Here is a 15202-nt window from a genome sequence, read left to right on the forward strand (position 1 = left end):
ACCCCCATGCACGCATCGGTGCTCGCCGCCAAGGGCATCACCGACCACCTCACGGTCACCGATCTGATGACCCGCGGCGGTCTCGACGTCCTCGCCCTGCTGCTCCTGGTCGGCTGGCTCTACCGGCGCCGGCCCAGCGTGCCCGCGATGCCGCTGGTGCTGGCCGCGCTGAACACCGGCCTGTTCGCCGCGATGAGCACGATCAGCGCCGGCAAGTTCCCGGCCGGGGTCGGGTTCGGGCTCTTCGGCATCCTCTCCCTGGTCCGGCTGCGCAGCGCGGCGTTCACCCTCCGGGACGTCGCCTACACCTTCGTCAGCCTGGTGATCGCCCTGTGCACGGGCCTGCCGCAGCGGCAGACCTGGCTCGTGGTCGCGCTGGACGTGGTGGTGCTCATCGCCGTCCTCGTGGTCGACGACCCCACGTCGTACGAGCCGCCGACCCGGACCGTGAAACTCACCCTCGACCGGATCTACCCAGATCCCGCCGTGATCGCCGCCGACGTGGCCTTCCGCTTCGGTCAGGCGCCGCTGTCGGTGCTCGTGGACGAGGTCGACTACGTCCGTGAGACCACCCGGGTCTCCGCCCGTTACCCCGCCGAGCGGGCCGTCGCCACGGACTCCGAGCCGCGCGAGCCGGTGATGGCGCCATGACCGTCGCCCCGCCCCTCACCACGCCCCTCGCGGCCCGGCTGGGTCTGGCGGAGCTGCGCGGCGCGACCCTCGCCGAGGTGGACGCGGCGGCGGCGCTCCAGCACCGCGTCGACCGCAAGTACCTGGTCCCGCGCGACCGGGCCCGCCGCCTCGTCGCCCGCCTCGCCGACAGCCACCACGTCCTCGACCTGGGCGAGGGCCGTCGTACGACGAACTACCTCAGTACGTACTTCGACACCCCGGAACTGGGCGCCTGGCGCGCCCACGTCCAGCAGCGACGGCGGCGCTGGAAGGTCCGCACCCGCCTGTATGCCGAGGACGGCCTGTGCCGGGTGGAGGTGAAGACGAAGGACGGCCGCGGCGCCACGGTCAAGCACGCCCTGCGGGTCCCGACCGCCGAGTACGGCGAACTGTCCGGCCCCGCGGCCGAGTTCGTCGAGTCGGTGCTGGCGCAGGCCGGTGTCCCTGTCACGGTCAAGGAGCTGTCCGCTGCCGTGGAGGTCCGCGTAGAGGTCCGCTACGTCCGCGCGGCCCTCGCCGACCTCCGCCACGGCAGCCGCGTCACCCTCGACTCCACCCTCAGCTGCCGTCGGGACGGCCGGACCGCCGCGCTCGACCCCGGGCACGTCCTGATCGAGACCAAGGGCGGAGCGCGCCCCGCCCTCGCCGACCGCCTGCTGCTCGGCATGGGGGTCCGGCCGGTATCTCTCAGCAAGTACGTCATCGGCCAGTCCCTGCTCACCCCGGGCCTGCCCGACCACGACGTACGCCGTCTCGCCCGCGCCCACTTCACCACTGAGGCGCACCCGGCACAGCCCTCGGCACCGCTTCCCGAAAGGACCCCCGCCGCATGAACGTCCTGCGCGGCATCAAATGGCGCTACCCGCTGATCGCACTGCTCGCCCTCGCGGCCGTGGCCGTCAGCACCCTGCGACCGCAGTTGGTCACGGCCGTCACCTCCGCGGTGAAGAACCCGAGCGCGACGGACCTGATCAAGCAGGACCCGCCGCCCACGCTCTTCACCGACGCCGAGATCGCAGCGATCGGCAAGGCGGCCGACGCCCAGCGCGCGAAGGCCGACACCCTCTTCGCCCAATGGCAGAAGGCCCACGGCACCACCCGCGACGACACGGCGTTCACCGCCTGGGCGGCGCAGCAGGTCCCGGCCCCGCCGTCGGCGAAGCAGCGCACCGCCGAACTCCGCCAGGACCAGGCCCTCGCCAAGACCCGTACCGCGGCGGGGAAGAAGGCCGCGACCTGGCTGGAGCTGCACGGCAAGAAGGACGTCTGGCAGCTCTACCTCCACGACCAGCGTGAACTGATCCCTGCCGCGCGCGGCAAGACCGAGAAGGCCGAGCTGAAAGCGGCTCTGAAACTGGCCAAGACGATCAGCGACCAACTGGCGGCCAAGGACAAGCAGCCGGCCCCGTTCGTCCTCGACCCGACCCTGCGCCCGGACAAGCACATCACGCCCGGCGCCAAGGGCCCCTACTCCTACCCCTCCCGGCACGCGACCCGCTCCGCCGCGGCCGTCACCTTCCTCAGCGCCCTGTCCCCGCACCGCGCCGCGGACTACCGGTGGATGCAGGACGAAGTCCTCTACTCCCGCCTCTACATGGCAGGCCACGTCACCAGCGACCTCACCGCCGGCACGCTGCTGGGCGACCTGATCGGCGACTACGAACTCGCCGTCAGCGGACACTGACCCGGCGCAAGGACAGACCCTGGTCGGCCGAGGCGACGGGAGGACACCCATACTCTCGGCCCCGCACCACGCTACTTGTCCTTGCCGTTGCCCTGCCCGCCGTTCGCCTGGCTGTTGGCAGACGCGTTGCCGGAGGCGCCGGTGTCGCCCGCCGTGCCGTGCCGTCGGTGGAGTTCGCGGCACTCTTGCCGGACTTGCCCGAACCGGTCGAGTGGCTCGGCTTGGCCAACGCCCCCGTCAGCTGCTCGGCGCAGAAGGCGGCGACCTTGTCCGCACCGCCGGCTGCCGCGACCAGCCGCTGCCAGGCTGTCGCGCCCAGCGCCTTGAGACTCTTTGCGGCTGGAGCGCCAGAAAGCGCCGACCAATCGTCGACTTAGGGCACGCCACCCTCGAATTGGACTAGACAACAACAAAACCCCAGGTCGCCGACCTGGGGTTTCTCTCTGGAGCGGGTGACGAGAATCGAACTCGCACTCTCAGCTTGGGGAGCGACGTCGCTTGAAGAGCCGGGAGGCTCCTGAGCTGGTCGTATGTACTCCGGCACGGCGTCCGCGAAGTCGGGATCACACCGCTGTCGACCGTGACTGACCGGTCTCCAGGGCACGCTATGGGCACGCCGCCGGCTCGGAGGTGCGGGTGAGCGCCTTTCGGGAGCTGAAGTGCATGTGGCCTCTGAAAGCGAGCCTTGCCCGGCCGGTGCCGTTGCGGGAGCACATGGGAACTACGGGTCTCGGCCGGGGCGCGGGACCGGGCCGGCCGGACACTCGGGGCACCTGTCGAATTCCTGTCATCACTCATACCGCAGTTGCCCGTTCCTCCCGACCGTCACTACGGTTCCCATTGAGATTTCACAGGGAATCCGATGGAAGGGTCTGCCATGCCCCTGCCAGAGCACTACCAGGCTGCACCGTCTCCGGCTGCGCTTGCTTCCCGAACCGCTCCGCCCGGCCACTGAGCACGGCCGTTTCGGCCGGCCTCGCCGCGGTTGATGCCGACCGCGGGTGACGTCCTCGCATTTCCCGCAGCCCAGCCCCGTTCAGCCGGTCCTTTCACCGCGTCGCGCGCCCCGGCATCGGCCGGACCTTCCGGGCCGCAGCCACTCGGGTGCCCACTGCCATCGCACTTCGGCCTGCGACGTGCCCCGTACGGAACCGCGACCGCGCCCGGCCGCCATGAGCCACCGCTCGACCGGACCCTCCCGGCTCTCACCCCCCACCAGCCTTCGGGCGGGCCCCGCCCGAAGCGGAAAGAGTGATCCATGAACTCCACGGACAGCGAGCCTGTCGACTACCTCGTCGTCGGCGGCGGCCCCGCGGGCCTCCAGCTCGGGCAGTTACTCCAGGCGGCCGGACACGGATACCGGATCCTGGAGAGCGGCCGGGCACCAGGCACCTTCTTCCGTACGTTCCCCCGCCACCGCAAGCTGATCTCCATCAACAAGGTGCACAACGGCACCGACGATCCCGAGCTGAACCTCCGGATGGACTGGAACTCCCTGCTGTCCCCGGACGACCGGCTGCTGTTCACCCGCTACAGCAAGCGTTACTTTCCGCACGCCGACGATCTGGTGCGCTATCTCGCCGACTTCGCCGAGGCGTTCAAGCTGGAGATCGCGTACGACACCCGGGCGGTACGGATCCGGCGCGACGACGACGGCTTCACCGTCACCGACCAGCTCGGGCAGGAGCATCACGCCCGACGCCTGGTGATGGCCACCGGGCTCACCCGGCCCAACACCCCGGACATCCCCGGGATCGAGACCGCCGAGGACTACTCCGTCGTCTCCGTGGACCCCGAGGACTTCACCGACCGGCGCGTCCTGATCATCGGCAAGGGCAACTCCGCCTTGGAGACCGCTGACAACCTTGTCGAGACCGCCGCCGTCATCCATGTCGCCGGCCCGCACTCCGTCCGCATGGCCTGGAACAGCCACTACGTCGGCCATCTCCGCGCGGTGAACAACAACTTCCTGGACACCTACCAACTCAAGTCGCAGAACGCCCTGTTGGACGGCAACGTCCTCTCGATCGAGAAGGGCCCGGACGGCATGTACCGGGTCCGCTTCAGCTTCTCCCGGGCCGACGAGGTCGTGAAGGAGCTGCGCTACGACCGGGTGATCGTCTGCACCGGATTCCGCTTCGACGCCTCGGTGTTCGACCCCGGGTGCCGTCCCGCGCTGGTCATCGACGACCGCTTCGCCGCCCTCTCCCCGGCGTACGAGTCGGTGAACGTGCCCGGCCTCTACTTCGCCGGAACGCTGATGCAGCAGCGCGACTTCAAGAAGTCCACCGGTGGCTTCATCCACGGTTTCCGGTACGCCGTACGTGCCCTCGGCCGCATCCTCGACGAGCGCCACCACGACCGGCCCTGGCCGTACCGCCCGCTGGACACGTCCCCGTCCGCGCTGGCGGACGCCGTGGTGGCCAGGGTCAACCGCAGTTCGGCGCTCTGGCAGCAGTTCGGTGTGATCGGGGACCTGATCGTCGCGCCGCCCGGCGAACCGGCCCGCTACCACGAGGAGGTGCCGGTCGCGTACGCCCATGGACGCCAACTCATTGAGAACGGCGACTACTTCACCGTGACGCTGGAGTACGGCCCGGACCACGACAAGGTCGACCCCTTCGACATCACCGTGCGCCGCACCGCCCAGAACTCGGTCGACGACGCCTTCGACGCGGCGTACCTCCACCCGGTGATCCGGCACCACAGCGGCGGCGAGCTCCTCAGTACCCACCACATGGCCGAGAACCTGGAGAACCACTGGGACGCTCCGGACGTCCACCACGCCCCGCTGGCCGAGTTCTTCGCCGGTGCGCAGGCCCGTCGGCCGAGCCCCGCCGGGCGGTGAGCGGCGTGCAGTACACCGTCCACGACTTCGAGACCGCGGCGCGCGCCGAACTGGACCCCGTGTACGCCGACTTCATCGCCGGCGGGGCACGGGACGAGATCACCGTACGGGCCAACCAAGCGGCGTTCGGGCGGCTGCAACTCCTGCCCCGGGTGCTGCGGGGCAGCGCCGTACGGGAGTTGGGCACCGATCTGCTCGGCAGCCGGGCACGGCTGCCGATCCTGCTCTCCCCGACCGCCTTCCACAAACTCGTGCATCCGGACGGGGAGGTGGCGACCGCCCGGGCCGCGGCCGCCGCCGGCGCCATCATGATCGTGTCCATGGCGTCCACGGTGGCAGTGGGCGAGATCGCGGACGCGGCCCGCGCGGCCGGCGGCGACGTACCCCTGTGGTTCCAGCTCTACATCCAGCCCGACCTGGAGATCACCGAGGCACTGGTCCGGCGGGCCGGCGACGCGGGGTGCACCGCGCTGGTGGTGACCGTGGACTCCCCGGTGCTGGGCGCGGGCGAACGCAACCGGCGCAACGGCTTCCACGACCTGCCGCCCGGCCTGCGCTGCGAGAACCTGGTGGACCTGCGCGACGGCGAGCGCGGCCACGTACGCCAGATCGCCATGTCCCCGGAGCTGAACTGGGACCACGTCGACTGGCTGCGCCGCACCACCTCGCTGCCCGTCCTGCTCAAGGGCGTCCTGCACCCCGAGGACGCCCGGCTCGCGGTCCGGCACGGCGTCGACGGGCTGCTGCTGTCCAACCACGGCGGACGCCAACTCGACACCGTACCCGCCACGTTGGAGCTGCTGCCCGAGATCCTCGCCGCCGTCGCGGGCCGCATTCCGGTCGTGCTGGACGGAGGCGTCCGGCGCGGCACCGACGTGGTCAAGGCGCTGGCGCTCGGCGCGTCCGCCGTGGGCATCGGCCGACCTGTGATGTGGGCCCTGGCCGAGGGCGGCGAGAAGGGCGTACGGCGTCTCCTCGAACTGCTGCGGGACGAACTCGACGACACCCTGGCCCTGTGCGGGGCGTCCGGACTCGCCGACCTGACGCCCGATCTGGTCCGGGTGCCCGGGTGGGGCCCGGTGCCGGGTTCCGCCGTGCCGCCGGGGGCGGACCACCGGTTCGGCGGGGTGGTCGCGTGAGTGCCACCGGATGGCTCGTCTGGCTCGTCGCGGGCGCGGCCGTGGCCCTCGTGGCCGGTCTGCCGTACTGGCTGCCCAGGGCGGTGGTCGCGCTGCGCGTGCGCATCTTCGCCCGGGTGGGTGGCGAGGAGGGTGTCCGGGCGCCCGGCCGGGAGGTGCCCGCCGCGGAGTTCAAGAGGGTGTACGGGCATCCCGCGGCGAACGGCCGCAGCCGGGGCGCCGCGCTGTCCGACCTGTTCTGGTACTGGCTGTCACCCGGCCCGGAGGTGCACCAGGAGCACCTGGAACCCGGGCCGCGCTACGACGACGTGGCCAGGACCACACGGCAGATCCTGGCCGGGCTGTCGCGTGCGCAGTGGACGGAGCTGGTCGGCCGTTGCACCCGCCGGGTGCTCGGCGAACTCGACGCCCGCCCGGCCCGCGGCGTGCACGGGGTCAGACTGCGGGACCTGATGATGCCCGTCTGGGCCGAGGTCTACTACGAGGTGGTCTTCCGGGAGCCGTGCCCGCGACCCGTCCGGGACCTGATCACCGGGAACGCGGACGACGTGGTGAACGCCCTGAAGTGCACCGGCCTCAGGCACATGGACCGGCGCGCCCGGCTCACGGAGTACCTGCGGGCCCGGCTGGCGCACGACCCCCCGCCCGTGCCGCTGCCGTCCTCGCTCACCGCGCGGGAGCAGGCGTACTACCTGCAGGGCACGTTCTTCAACACCGCCGTGGTGCAGATGTCGGAGGCGATGGCCCATCTGCTGCTCGCCCTCGCCACCCACCGGCCGGTCCAGGACCGACTGCTGACCGGTGCGGAGGACCCGGACTTCCTGGACCGGGTCATCAACGAGACGCTGCGGCACTTCCCGCTCTTCGGCGTGGCCCACCGGATCACCTCCGGGGAGATCCCCCGGGACGGGCAGGGCCCCATCCCGGCCGGCTCCGTCCTGTTGTTCAACTACCCCGAGTACCAGGGGTCCGGAGGCGACTCGTTCGACCCGGACCGCTGGCTGGAGTCCGACACCCGGCCGTCCGCCTTCATCCCGTTCGGGGTGACCGCCAACCGGCCGTGCCCGGCGCGTGGATTCGCCATCCTCACCATGCGGGTCGCCGCCGAGGAGGTGCTGCGCGGCTTCCGGCTGGAGTCCTCGGTGGAACACACCCGCTCGCTGCCCAGCCGCGGCCCCTGCCTGCTCGTCCCGCGCAGTGGTGCGGCGGCCGGGAGCCCGGCCCGCAGACGGACCCGGCTCGCGGCGATGCGCGTCGCGGACCGCTGGGCGACGGTCCCGCGCAGCCTCACCCAACTCGTCCTCGGCAGCTTCATGGTGTGGGACGCCCGGCGCCAGGGCCTGTGCCGGAACTACTTCGCCGCCTCCTCCGGAGGCCCCGCCGCCTCCGTCACCGTCGGACGTTGAGAGGAACGGGACCATGACTCCTGTGGAGCTCGCTCCCGCCTTCTTCCTGGCCGTCGTCGTCATTCTGCTGACGTGCCGTCTGGTCTCACTGGTGGCCGGCCGCTTCGGCCAGCCGCCCGTGGTCGGCGAGATGATCGCCGGGGTGATGCTGGGCCCGTCGCTGTTCGGACTGGTCGCCCCGGGCATCTCCGCCGACGTCTTCCCACCGGAACTCAAACCGGCGCTGTACGTGGCCGGTCAGATCGGGCTGGTGACCCTGATGTTCGGCGCCGGATACGAGTTCAGGGCACACGCCGAACGCGGCCTGGCGGGCACCGCCGTCGTGGTCTCCTCGGCCGGCGTGGCGATCCCGCTGGTGCTGGGCGCGGGGTTGACCCTCGTCGCCCACGGTCACGTCGGCATCTTCGTCGACGGGGTCTCGGTCTGGGTGACGGCCGCGTTCGTCAGTGTCGCCCTGTCGATCACCGCTTTCCCGATGCTCGCCCGGATCATCACCGAACGCGGGCTGGCCGGTTCCCGGTTCGGCTCGCTCGCTCTGGCGTCCGGGGCCACCGACGACGCCGTCGCCTGGATCATGCTCGCCGGGGTGCTGAGCGTGGCCTCCGGCAAGGTGGAGCCCGTCCTGAAGGCCGTCGGCGGCTCCGTGCTGTTCGTGGCCGTACTGTTCCTGCTGGGACGCCGCCTGCTGGGCTGGATCGTGAACCGGCCGGGTCTGGGCGCCGACACCAGGCTCCTGTTCACCGTCGCCATGTTGTTCTGCGCCGCCTGGTTCACCGACATCATCGGTCTGTACGCGGTGTTCGGGGCGTTCTGCCTCGGGATGGCCATGCCTCGCGGCGAGGCGTCCGAACGGCTGGTGCGGACCACCCAGTCCGTGACCCAGGTGGTGTTCGTACCGATGTTCTTCACCTACTCCGGCCTGAACACCCGCTTCGACGTGTTCGCCGACCCGTCCGTGATGGCGTTCGGGGCGGCCGCGGTCGTCCTGGCGGTGGTCGGCAAGGGCGGCGGTTGCTGGGCCGCCGCCCGGCTGCGCGGCGAACCCGCCTCGGTGGCCGCCCGGGTCGGCACCCTGATGAACGCCCGCGGGCTCATGCAACTGATCGCGCTCAACATCGGGCTGGCGGCCGGCATCGTCAGCGAGGAGCTGTTCGCCGCGCTGGTGCTCGTCGCCCTGGTCACGACGGTCATGACCGTTCCGGTGCTGAGCCTGCTGGACCGCCGGGACGCCAGGCCCCGGGCGGCCGCGGAGACGCACGAGGGCGAGGAGCCGGTGCCGACACTGAACTGACCCTGGAACAGGCGGAGTTGTTACGAAGCGCTGACGTGGCTGTCCAATCCCTTCTGCCCCGCTCACCTCATGGACGACTCTGGTCCCGCCCCCACCGACCGGTGGGGGCGAAGGCCCGAGGAGTCGCGTATGAGCAGGCACAGCAGGCGCAGGTCTCCGTTACAGGTCAGGCTGACCGTCATCGGGGCCGGAATCCTCGCCGCCGTGGCGGGCGTGACGGCGGTGACGGTCGCCTCTGCGGACGAGGCCGAGCGCGGGCACGGCTCCGCGGGCACGACGAAGGTCGGGGCGGACCACGCGGTCTTCGTCCAGGGCAACGAACTCGACGGCAACACCATCCACGTCTTCAGCCGCGGCCAGGACGGCAGGCTGACCACCGCGGGCAGCTATCCGACCGGGGGCAGGGGCGGCGACCAGGTCGACGCGCCCACCGACTCGCTCGCCTCCCAGGGCTCACTCGTCTACGACCGCCGGTCCGGACTGCTGCTCGCGGTCAACGCCGGCAGCGGCACCGTGACGTCGTTCCGCGTCGACGGCCACAGGCTGACGGGCCGCCGGGTGATGAGCTCGGGCGGAGACTTCCCCGCGTCGATCGCCGTCTCGGGCACCATCGCGTACGTCATGAACGCGGGTGGCACGGGCAGCGTCCAGGGGTTCCGCCTCACTCCCAAGGGCATGGAACGGCTGCGGGACGCACACCGTTCGCTCGGGCTGGACAACAAGAAGGTGCCGCTGTTCAGCAGCTCACCCGGCCAGGTCGCGTTCACCCCCGGCGGTCGTGAACTGGTGGTCACCACCAAGTCCGCCAACACCGTCGAGGTCTTCCCGGTGCCCCGGGACGGTCGGCCCGCGCGGCAGGCGGTGGTCAACGACTCGGCCGGTGCCGTGCCGTTCGCGATCGCCTTCGACAAGGCCGGCCGGATGCTGGTGGCCGAGGCCAAGAATTCGACGGTCAGCACGTACGACGTGCGCTCCGACGGCACTCTCGTGGTCGTCCAGAAGAGCCTGCCCAACGGCCAGGACACGCTGTGCTGGCTGGAGCGTGCCGGCGACTTCTTCTACGGCGGCAACACCGGAAACTCGACCGTCACCGGCTACCGCACGGACCGTCACGGCGAACTGACGCTCACCAACGACGTCGGGATCGCCGCGCCACCGTCGGCCAGGTCCCAGGGTGTCATCGACCTGGCGGTGACCGAGGACCAGAAGTTCCTGTACGTGCAGAACGCGACGTCGGGCACCGTCGACGGCTTCCGCATCGGCCGCAACGGCTCGCTGACCAAGATCGGCACAACCACTGGACTGCCTCCCTTCGCCGAGTCCGGCATGGAAGGCATCGCCGCGGTGTAAAGAAGCGGCCACCGCGGCCATGGCGCCCCGGACGTTTCCCGTCCGGGGCGCCATGCCGTGTCCGCGCCCAAGCGGTGACCGGCCGGCGTTCGTCTTCACGGCGCTGGTGACGCAGTGGCCGGCGGGCCTGGACTGGACGACCTCGTTCCTGGTGGGCGCGGTGCCGGCACCGACCGACCCGGTGTTCACCACGGCGATCGTGGGCCGCAAGGAAGTCCCGGCCAAGCCGCGCAAGCTGCTCAACGCCGAGAGCGGCGCAGGCGACGGCCCGGCCCTGCCCGTCGTGCTGGTCCTGACCGTCCGGCGAGGAAGGCGTCAGGGAAGCATCAATTCGCTGGTCACAGGCCATACTTCACGGGTGGGGGCCGACTGGGTCCTCAGCGGTCCGGCGCGGGGAGGCGACATCCGGTGAGCAGTGTCGGCGAGGGGCTCGGCAAGGTCGAGGTACGCCTGAAATGGGACCCTAGCCCCTACGGGGAGCCGCCCCGGCATCTCGACATCGTCGCCGCGACCTACTCCGCGGACGACCCCTACGGGCGGCCTGTGTACATCGTCCACTACGACAGCCGGTCACCCGACGGCACGATCAACATGACCCGGCACAGCCAGACCGGCCAGGGGTTCGGTTACGTCGAGGTGATGGTGCTGGAGTTCGACCGCCTCGCGGCCGCCTACGGCCGGGTCGTGGTGGGAGTGGTCATCCACCAGGACGGCGGACGCCGGACCTTCGGCGACATCCACAACGCCGGGGTACTGGTCGTCCAGCGCTACACCGAACTGCTGGCGGACGACTTCACACAGGTTGCCGACTCCACCGCCACCACCGTGGCCGAGTTCGTCCGAGACGGCCCGGGCGAGTGGGAGATGTACGAGATGGTCCGGGGATCCGACAGTGACCCGGTGCCCTTCACCCTGGAGATGGGCAGCGTGCCCCGGCCCCGCCGCGGACACACCCCGGAGGAGCGTCCGGCCGGGACGGTCTGAGAGTGCCGATCAGGAGTCGCTGCCCGGCTGGGCCGCCAGCACGCGGGCAAGGCCGATCTGGTCCAGGATCGACCGGGCCCGCTCGTCGGCGTGCGTGACGACCAGCCGGGTGTCGTGGGCGCGAGCGGCACGGAGCGCGACGAAGAGTGCAGTGCAGCCGTCCGGACTGAGATACGTCACCTCGCCGAGATCGATCTCCAGAACTCGCGATCTGGTGGAACACCACCGCCTTCGACGTCCCGTGGATCCGCGCCCAGCACGAACGCATCGCGCGCCATTGCGGCATCCCCGCGCGTGCCGCGGTACGTCCCGATGACGGCGAGGCCATTCGGCTGGCGGGCCTGACGGGGTTGCGAGCTGCCCGCCGCCGAATCCGCTGGCACCGCGTGGTCACCCTCGACACACACCTCGCCAACATCGGCAGCCGCTCGGCGTTCCTCGTCCTCGACCAGACCGAACGCCGTGCCTTCCTCAAGGAGGAGCGCGGGAGACTTCGCCAGGCTTTCCCCGACGAGTTGCTGGAAGAGACCTACGTGGTCGATCTTCTGGTCGCCGCGTGTCCGTGATGCGCTAGCGAGTTCCGGCGAGCGCATCCAACGCGGCCAGAATGTCTGCGGGTTCGGCACGGGTGGTGTAGTCGGTGTCGACGAACGCCCAGCGGATGGTGCCGTCGTGGTCGATCACGTAGGTGGCGGGCAGGGGAAGCGTGCGCGGGTGACCGCCGTTGACGTGCTGGAGGTCGAGGCCGAGCTTGTCGTAGACGGCGGCGAGGTCGTCGGGGAGGTCGAAGGCGAGGCCGTACTCCTTGGCGGTGTTGGAGCCTGTGTCGCTGAGGACGTCGAACGTGAGGGAGTGCTTCTCGGCGAGGGAGAGGGATTCGTCGGGGATCTGCGGGGAGACGGCCACGAGGCGGGCGCCGCGTGCGGTGATGTCGACGTGGTGTTGCTGGAGGGCGCGCAGGGCGATGTTGCAGTACGGGCACCAGGCACCGCGGTAGAAGGTGAGCACGACGGGACCCTCGGCGAGCAGATCGTCCAGATTCCTCGTGGCACCGGACGCCGAAGGCAGCGTGAAGTGCGGGGCCCGGTCGCCGACGGTGAGGGCGCGTCGGGCCTGTCCGGAGTCGGCGAGTTCCTGGCCCGCACGGTCCATGACCTGCCGCATCTCGGCAGGGATGTACTGGTGTCGGACTTCGTTGAGCGCGCGCAGTTCGGCGTTGACGCTGTGCATGGCGGTCTCCCCGTACTCGGGCGATACTTGAAACGACCGTTCCAAGTTAGCGGTCTGCGACAGCCGGCGCCAGGTATCTTGGAACTGTTGTTTCAAGTTGGTGGGGTGACTCATGCCGGACATCAAGCACTTCGATCCGGACACGGCCCTGGAGGCCGTGGTACGGCTGTTCTGGCGGCAGGGCGTGGCCACGACCGGGATCCAGGACGTCGTGACCGCGACCGGCCTCAACCGCTCCAGTCTGTACGCCACCTTCGGCGGCAAGCAGGAGCTCTACCTCGCCGCGCTGCGCCGCTACCAGGAGCAGTGGTCCAGGCCGGCGTTCCGTGGGCTCGCCGGGGACGGCCGTGGACTGCCCGCCGTCGCCGAGTTCTTCGACGCCCTGATCGAGGTCCGGTGCTCGGGAGAACACGCCCGCTGGGGCTGCCTGGTCTCGAACGCGCAGGCCGGCGCGGAGAACGGCGACCCCGAGGTACGCGCCTTCCTCCATCGGCACCACGAGGAGCTGCGGGACGCGCTGTACGCGGCGCTCGTCAAAGCCGAGGCGCAAGGGCAGTTGGCGGCCGACACCGAGCCGGGCGCAACGGCAGAACTGCTGGCGCTGCTCGCCTACGGCGTGAACCTGCGCTCCCGGACGGGTGCCCACGCCGGTTCGCTGCGTGAGACTGTCACCGCCGCGCTCCGATCACTCAGTAGCCGCACCGCCGGGTAACCCGGTGACGAGCTCCGATGGCCGGCCGGTCGTCCGTTCGGAAGCCGCTCGCCGGGGCGGTGAGAACTCACTTGGGCGGCAGGCTCGCCGCGAACGCGTACCCCTCGTCGATCCATTCGCCGAGCGCCTCGTCCTCCGCGACGGCGGAGCCCGCGACCACGACCCAGCCGCGCATCGGCCGGCCCGTCATGTCGAAGATCCGCGCGCCCGGACGGGCCAGTGCGGCGTCCATGGCCTCTGGACCCACTCGGACCATGAGGTCGTCGCCGGTCACCCCGACGGCCATGTTGCCGCCGTACAGGAAGGCGATACCGCCGAACATGTGCTTCTCGGCGAGGTCCGGGTCGGAGCCCAGATGCTGCCGGATCCGCTCCGCCAGTCCTTCGTCGTACGCCATCACGTGCCGCCTTCGCGATCGGTGAGCCGGCGTTCGAGATCGCGCAGGTCCTTGCCGAGAGAGGATCGGACCTGGCGGGACGTCAGGGGTTCGGCCAGCCGGAGCAGGCCGCCGGGGCCGCCGCGAACCCGGATACCGGCCAGGGTTCCCCGCGGATGGGACTCGAAGGAGTAGGTGACGTGCATGGGCATGGGAGCGGCCGAAGCGACCATGTCCAGCAGCCGCGGCGGGTCGTACCCGGCCACCCGCAGGACGTAGTCGATGCGCCGACCGAGGAACCGGGCCGTACGGGTGACCTCGGCACCCACGCCGAACCCACCACCGTCCGCCTCCCTGGTCAGCTCCGCTCTGCGGATGCCCTGGGTCCACTCCGGGTCGTGACGCCAGTCCATGGCGTACGCGGCGACCCGGTCGGGCGGCAGCGGGATCACCCGTCGCACCGTCACATCGATTGCCACAGGGCCAGCGTCCCAGCCGGTGCCGGAGACCGCACCACAGCGGACGGATGCGGTCGAGGCCATTCGGAGGCACTGCGAGTGGCACCTGACGTGGGCGACTCGCACGCTGGACCTCGGACACGGACGACTCGCCACGCACCACGTGATGGCAGAGCCTTTCAGGAGGATCGTGTGACCGCTTCGTCGCCCGCCACCGACGCGCCGCCGGCCCGGTACGACGACCTGCGCGCTCTGGTGATCAACTGCACCCTCAAGCGTTCCCCGGAGACCAGCAACACCCAGGGACTGATCGACCGCAGCACCGCCATCCTGGACGCACAGGGGGTACGGGTCGACGTGGTGCGAGCGGTGGACCACGACATCGCCACCGGCGTCTGGCCCGACATGCGGGAGCACGGCTGGGAGACGGACGCCTGGCCCGATCTGTACCGGCAGGTGATGGCGGCAGACATCCTCGTCCTGGCCGGCCCCATCTGGCTCGGCGACAACAGCTCCGTGACGAAGCGAGTGATCGAACGCCTCTACGCCTGCTCCAGCCTGCTCAACGACGCCGGCCAGTACGCCTACTACGGCCGCGTCGGCGGCTGCCTGGTCACCGGCAACGAGGACGGCGTCAAGCACTGCGCCATGAACGTCCTCTACAGCCTCCAGCACCTGGGCTACACCATCCCTCCCCAGGCGGACGCCGGCTGGATCGGCGAGGCCGGCCCCGGCCCCTCCTACCTCGACCCGGGTTCCGGCGGCCCGGAGAACGACTTCACCAACCGCAACACCACCTTCATGACCTGGAACCTGCTGCACCTGGCACGTGCGCTGAAGGACCTCGGAGGCATCCCCGCCTACGGCAACCAGCGCACCGCCTGGGACGCCGGCTGCCGCCACGACTACGAGAACCCCGAGCACCGGTAGGCACACCCATGGCCGGAACAGCCGCGCGCGGTCCGGAAGCAGGGTCCGTCTCCGCCGCCGAGCGCACCACTCCTGATGAGGGTGGCACGGCCACGAGGCACGGGCGTCTGGAGATCACCGAG

At 70.6% G+C, this 15202-nt stretch carries 15 protein-coding genes and 2 pseudogenes; 13 read left to right on the forward strand and 4 right to left on the reverse strand.

Annotated elements, in window-relative coordinates:
- The first annotated feature begins 6 nt into the window (after nucleotides 1–6).
- The 10 genes and pseudogenes from SSP29_RS10200 to SSP29_RS10245 all read left to right on the forward strand — a co-directional run bounded on the left by SSP29_RS10200 (nucleotide 7) and on the right by SSP29_RS10245 (nucleotide 11374).
- Nucleotides 7–651 carry a DUF4956 domain-containing protein gene (locus SSP29_RS10200; protein ID WP_089100221.1) on the forward strand — a complete coding sequence of 215 codons (645 nt, stop codon included), beginning with the start codon at nucleotides 7–9 and terminating at the stop codon, nucleotides 649–651.
- The gene (locus SSP29_RS10205) at nucleotides 648–1505 is read left to right on the forward strand and encodes a VTC domain-containing protein (protein WP_089100222.1); all 858 of its coding nucleotides are present in this window, start codon (nucleotides 648–650) and stop codon (nucleotides 1503–1505) included. The genes SSP29_RS10200 and SSP29_RS10205 overlap by 4 nt, the downstream gene beginning before the upstream one ends.
- Nucleotides 1502–2356: a phosphatase PAP2 family protein gene (locus SSP29_RS10210; protein WP_089100223.1), complete on the forward strand. Its 855-nt coding sequence runs from the start codon at nucleotides 1502–1504 to the stop codon at nucleotides 2354–2356. Before SSP29_RS10205 ends, SSP29_RS10210 begins: the two co-directional genes overlap by 4 nt.
- Nucleotides 2357–3614: 1258 nt before the next feature.
- The gene (locus tag SSP29_RS10215; protein WP_089100224.1) at nucleotides 3615–5204 is read left to right on the forward strand and encodes an NAD(P)-binding domain-containing protein; all 1590 of its coding nucleotides are present in this window, start codon (nucleotides 3615–3617) and stop codon (nucleotides 5202–5204) included.
- Nucleotides 5205–5209: 5 nt separating this feature from the next.
- Nucleotides 5210–6343, forward strand: coding sequence for an alpha-hydroxy acid oxidase (locus SSP29_RS10220; RefSeq protein ID WP_089100745.1), 1134 nt, complete (start codon nucleotides 5210–5212; stop codon nucleotides 6341–6343).
- On the forward strand, nucleotides 6340–7749 hold the full coding sequence (locus SSP29_RS10225; protein ID WP_089100225.1) for a cytochrome P450: 1410 nt from the start codon (nucleotides 6340–6342) through the stop codon (nucleotides 7747–7749). Before SSP29_RS10220 ends, SSP29_RS10225 begins: the two co-directional genes overlap by 4 nt.
- A 13-nt stretch (nucleotides 7750–7762) precedes the next feature.
- The gene (locus tag SSP29_RS10230) at nucleotides 7763–9040 is read left to right on the forward strand and encodes a cation:proton antiporter (protein WP_089100226.1); all 1278 of its coding nucleotides are present in this window, start codon (nucleotides 7763–7765) and stop codon (nucleotides 9038–9040) included.
- Nucleotides 9041–9169: 129 nt separating this feature from the next.
- Entirely contained in the window at nucleotides 9170–10390 is a 1221-nt protein-coding gene (locus SSP29_RS10235) for a lactonase family protein (protein ID WP_107436166.1), read from the forward strand.
- Nucleotides 10391–10475: 85 nt separating this feature from the next.
- Nucleotides 10476–10712, forward strand: a pseudogene (locus SSP29_RS59605) (cation:proton antiporter domain-containing protein); the annotation flags it as partial.
- 86 nt (nucleotides 10713–10798) lie between these two features.
- Nucleotides 10799–11374, forward strand: coding sequence for a TerD family protein (locus SSP29_RS10245; protein WP_089100227.1), 576 nt, complete (start codon nucleotides 10799–10801; stop codon nucleotides 11372–11374).
- A gap of 9 nt (nucleotides 11375–11383) precedes the next feature.
- On the opposite strand, the gene SSP29_RS51470 is transcribed toward SSP29_RS10245, so the two are convergent.
- A complete protein-coding gene (locus SSP29_RS51470) occupies nucleotides 11384–11554 on the reverse strand; it encodes a hypothetical protein (RefSeq protein ID WP_245883063.1) in 171 nt (56 codons plus the stop codon).
- 23 nt (nucleotides 11555–11577) lie between these two features.
- Between SSP29_RS51470 and SSP29_RS55295 the strand changes: the two are divergent.
- Nucleotides 11578–11940 (forward strand): annotated as a pseudogene (locus SSP29_RS55295) (SAM-dependent methyltransferase); the annotation flags it as partial.
- A 4-nt stretch (nucleotides 11941–11944) separates the two neighbouring features.
- Here the strand turns inward: SSP29_RS55295 and SSP29_RS10255 are convergent.
- On the reverse strand, nucleotides 11945–12604 hold the full coding sequence (locus SSP29_RS10255) for a peroxiredoxin-like family protein (protein WP_089100228.1): 660 nt from the start codon (nucleotides 12602–12604) through the stop codon (nucleotides 11945–11947).
- A gap of 112 nt (nucleotides 12605–12716) precedes the next feature.
- Here SSP29_RS10255 and SSP29_RS10260 point away from each other — a divergent pair, with 112 nt between their 5' ends.
- Nucleotides 12717–13316 carry a TetR/AcrR family transcriptional regulator gene (locus SSP29_RS10260; protein WP_089100229.1) on the forward strand — a complete coding sequence of 200 codons (600 nt, stop codon included), beginning with the start codon at nucleotides 12717–12719 and terminating at the stop codon, nucleotides 13314–13316.
- Nucleotides 13317–13383: 67 nt separating this feature from the next.
- Here SSP29_RS10260 and SSP29_RS10265 read toward each other — a convergent pair whose 3' ends face one another.
- The gene (locus SSP29_RS10265) at nucleotides 13384–13713 is read right to left on the reverse strand and encodes a TfoX/Sxy family protein (protein WP_089100230.1); all 330 of its coding nucleotides are present in this window, start codon (nucleotides 13711–13713) and stop codon (nucleotides 13384–13386) included.
- Nucleotides 13713–14171: an SRPBCC family protein gene (locus SSP29_RS10270; RefSeq protein ID WP_089100747.1), complete on the reverse strand. Its 459-nt coding sequence runs from the start codon at nucleotides 14169–14171 to the stop codon at nucleotides 13713–13715. Before SSP29_RS10270 ends, SSP29_RS10265 begins: the two co-directional genes overlap by 1 nt.
- Nucleotides 14172–14342: 171 nt before the next feature.
- On the opposite strand from SSP29_RS10270, the gene SSP29_RS55300 reads away from it, so the two are divergent.
- Nucleotides 14343–15080: a flavodoxin family protein gene (locus tag SSP29_RS55300; protein ID WP_089100231.1), complete on the forward strand. Its 738-nt coding sequence runs from the start codon at nucleotides 14343–14345 to the stop codon at nucleotides 15078–15080.
- The last annotated feature ends 122 nt before the right edge of the window (nucleotides 15081–15202 follow it).

Origin of the sequence: Streptomyces hyaluromycini (assembly GCF_002217755.1) — a bacterium.
GTDB lineage: Bacteria > Actinomycetota > Actinomycetes > Streptomycetales > Streptomycetaceae > Streptomyces > Streptomyces hyaluromycini.

What these genes read in the sequence shown, in the direction of transcription:
- SSP29_RS10255 (WP_089100228.1), bottom strand. Translation starts at nt 12,604, where the DNA reads ATGCACAGCGTCAACGCCGAACTGCGCGCGCTCAACGAAGTCCGACAC.
- SSP29_RS10265 (WP_089100230.1), bottom strand. Translation starts at nt 13,713, where the DNA reads ATGGCGTACGACGAAGGACTGGCGGAGCGGATCCGGCAGCATCTGGGC.
- SSP29_RS10230 (WP_089100226.1), top strand. Translation starts at nt 7,763, where the DNA reads ATGACTCCTGTGGAGCTCGCTCCCGCCTTCTTCCTGGCCGTCGTCGTC.
- SSP29_RS10235 (WP_107436166.1), top strand. Translation starts at nt 9,170, where the DNA reads ATGAGCAGGCACAGCAGGCGCAGGTCTCCGTTACAGGTCAGGCTGACC.
- SSP29_RS10205 (WP_089100222.1), top strand. Translation starts at nt 648, where the DNA reads ATGACCGTCGCCCCGCCCCTCACCACGCCCCTCGCGGCCCGGCTGGGT.
- SSP29_RS10215 (WP_089100224.1), top strand. Translation starts at nt 3,615, where the DNA reads ATGAACTCCACGGACAGCGAGCCTGTCGACTACCTCGTCGTCGGCGGC.
- SSP29_RS10210 (WP_089100223.1), top strand. Translation starts at nt 1,502, where the DNA reads ATGAACGTCCTGCGCGGCATCAAATGGCGCTACCCGCTGATCGCACTG.
- SSP29_RS10200 (WP_089100221.1), top strand. Translation starts at nt 7, where the DNA reads ATGCACGCATCGGTGCTCGCCGCCAAGGGCATCACCGACCACCTCACG.
- SSP29_RS10260 (WP_089100229.1), top strand. Translation starts at nt 12,717, where the DNA reads ATGCCGGACATCAAGCACTTCGATCCGGACACGGCCCTGGAGGCCGTG.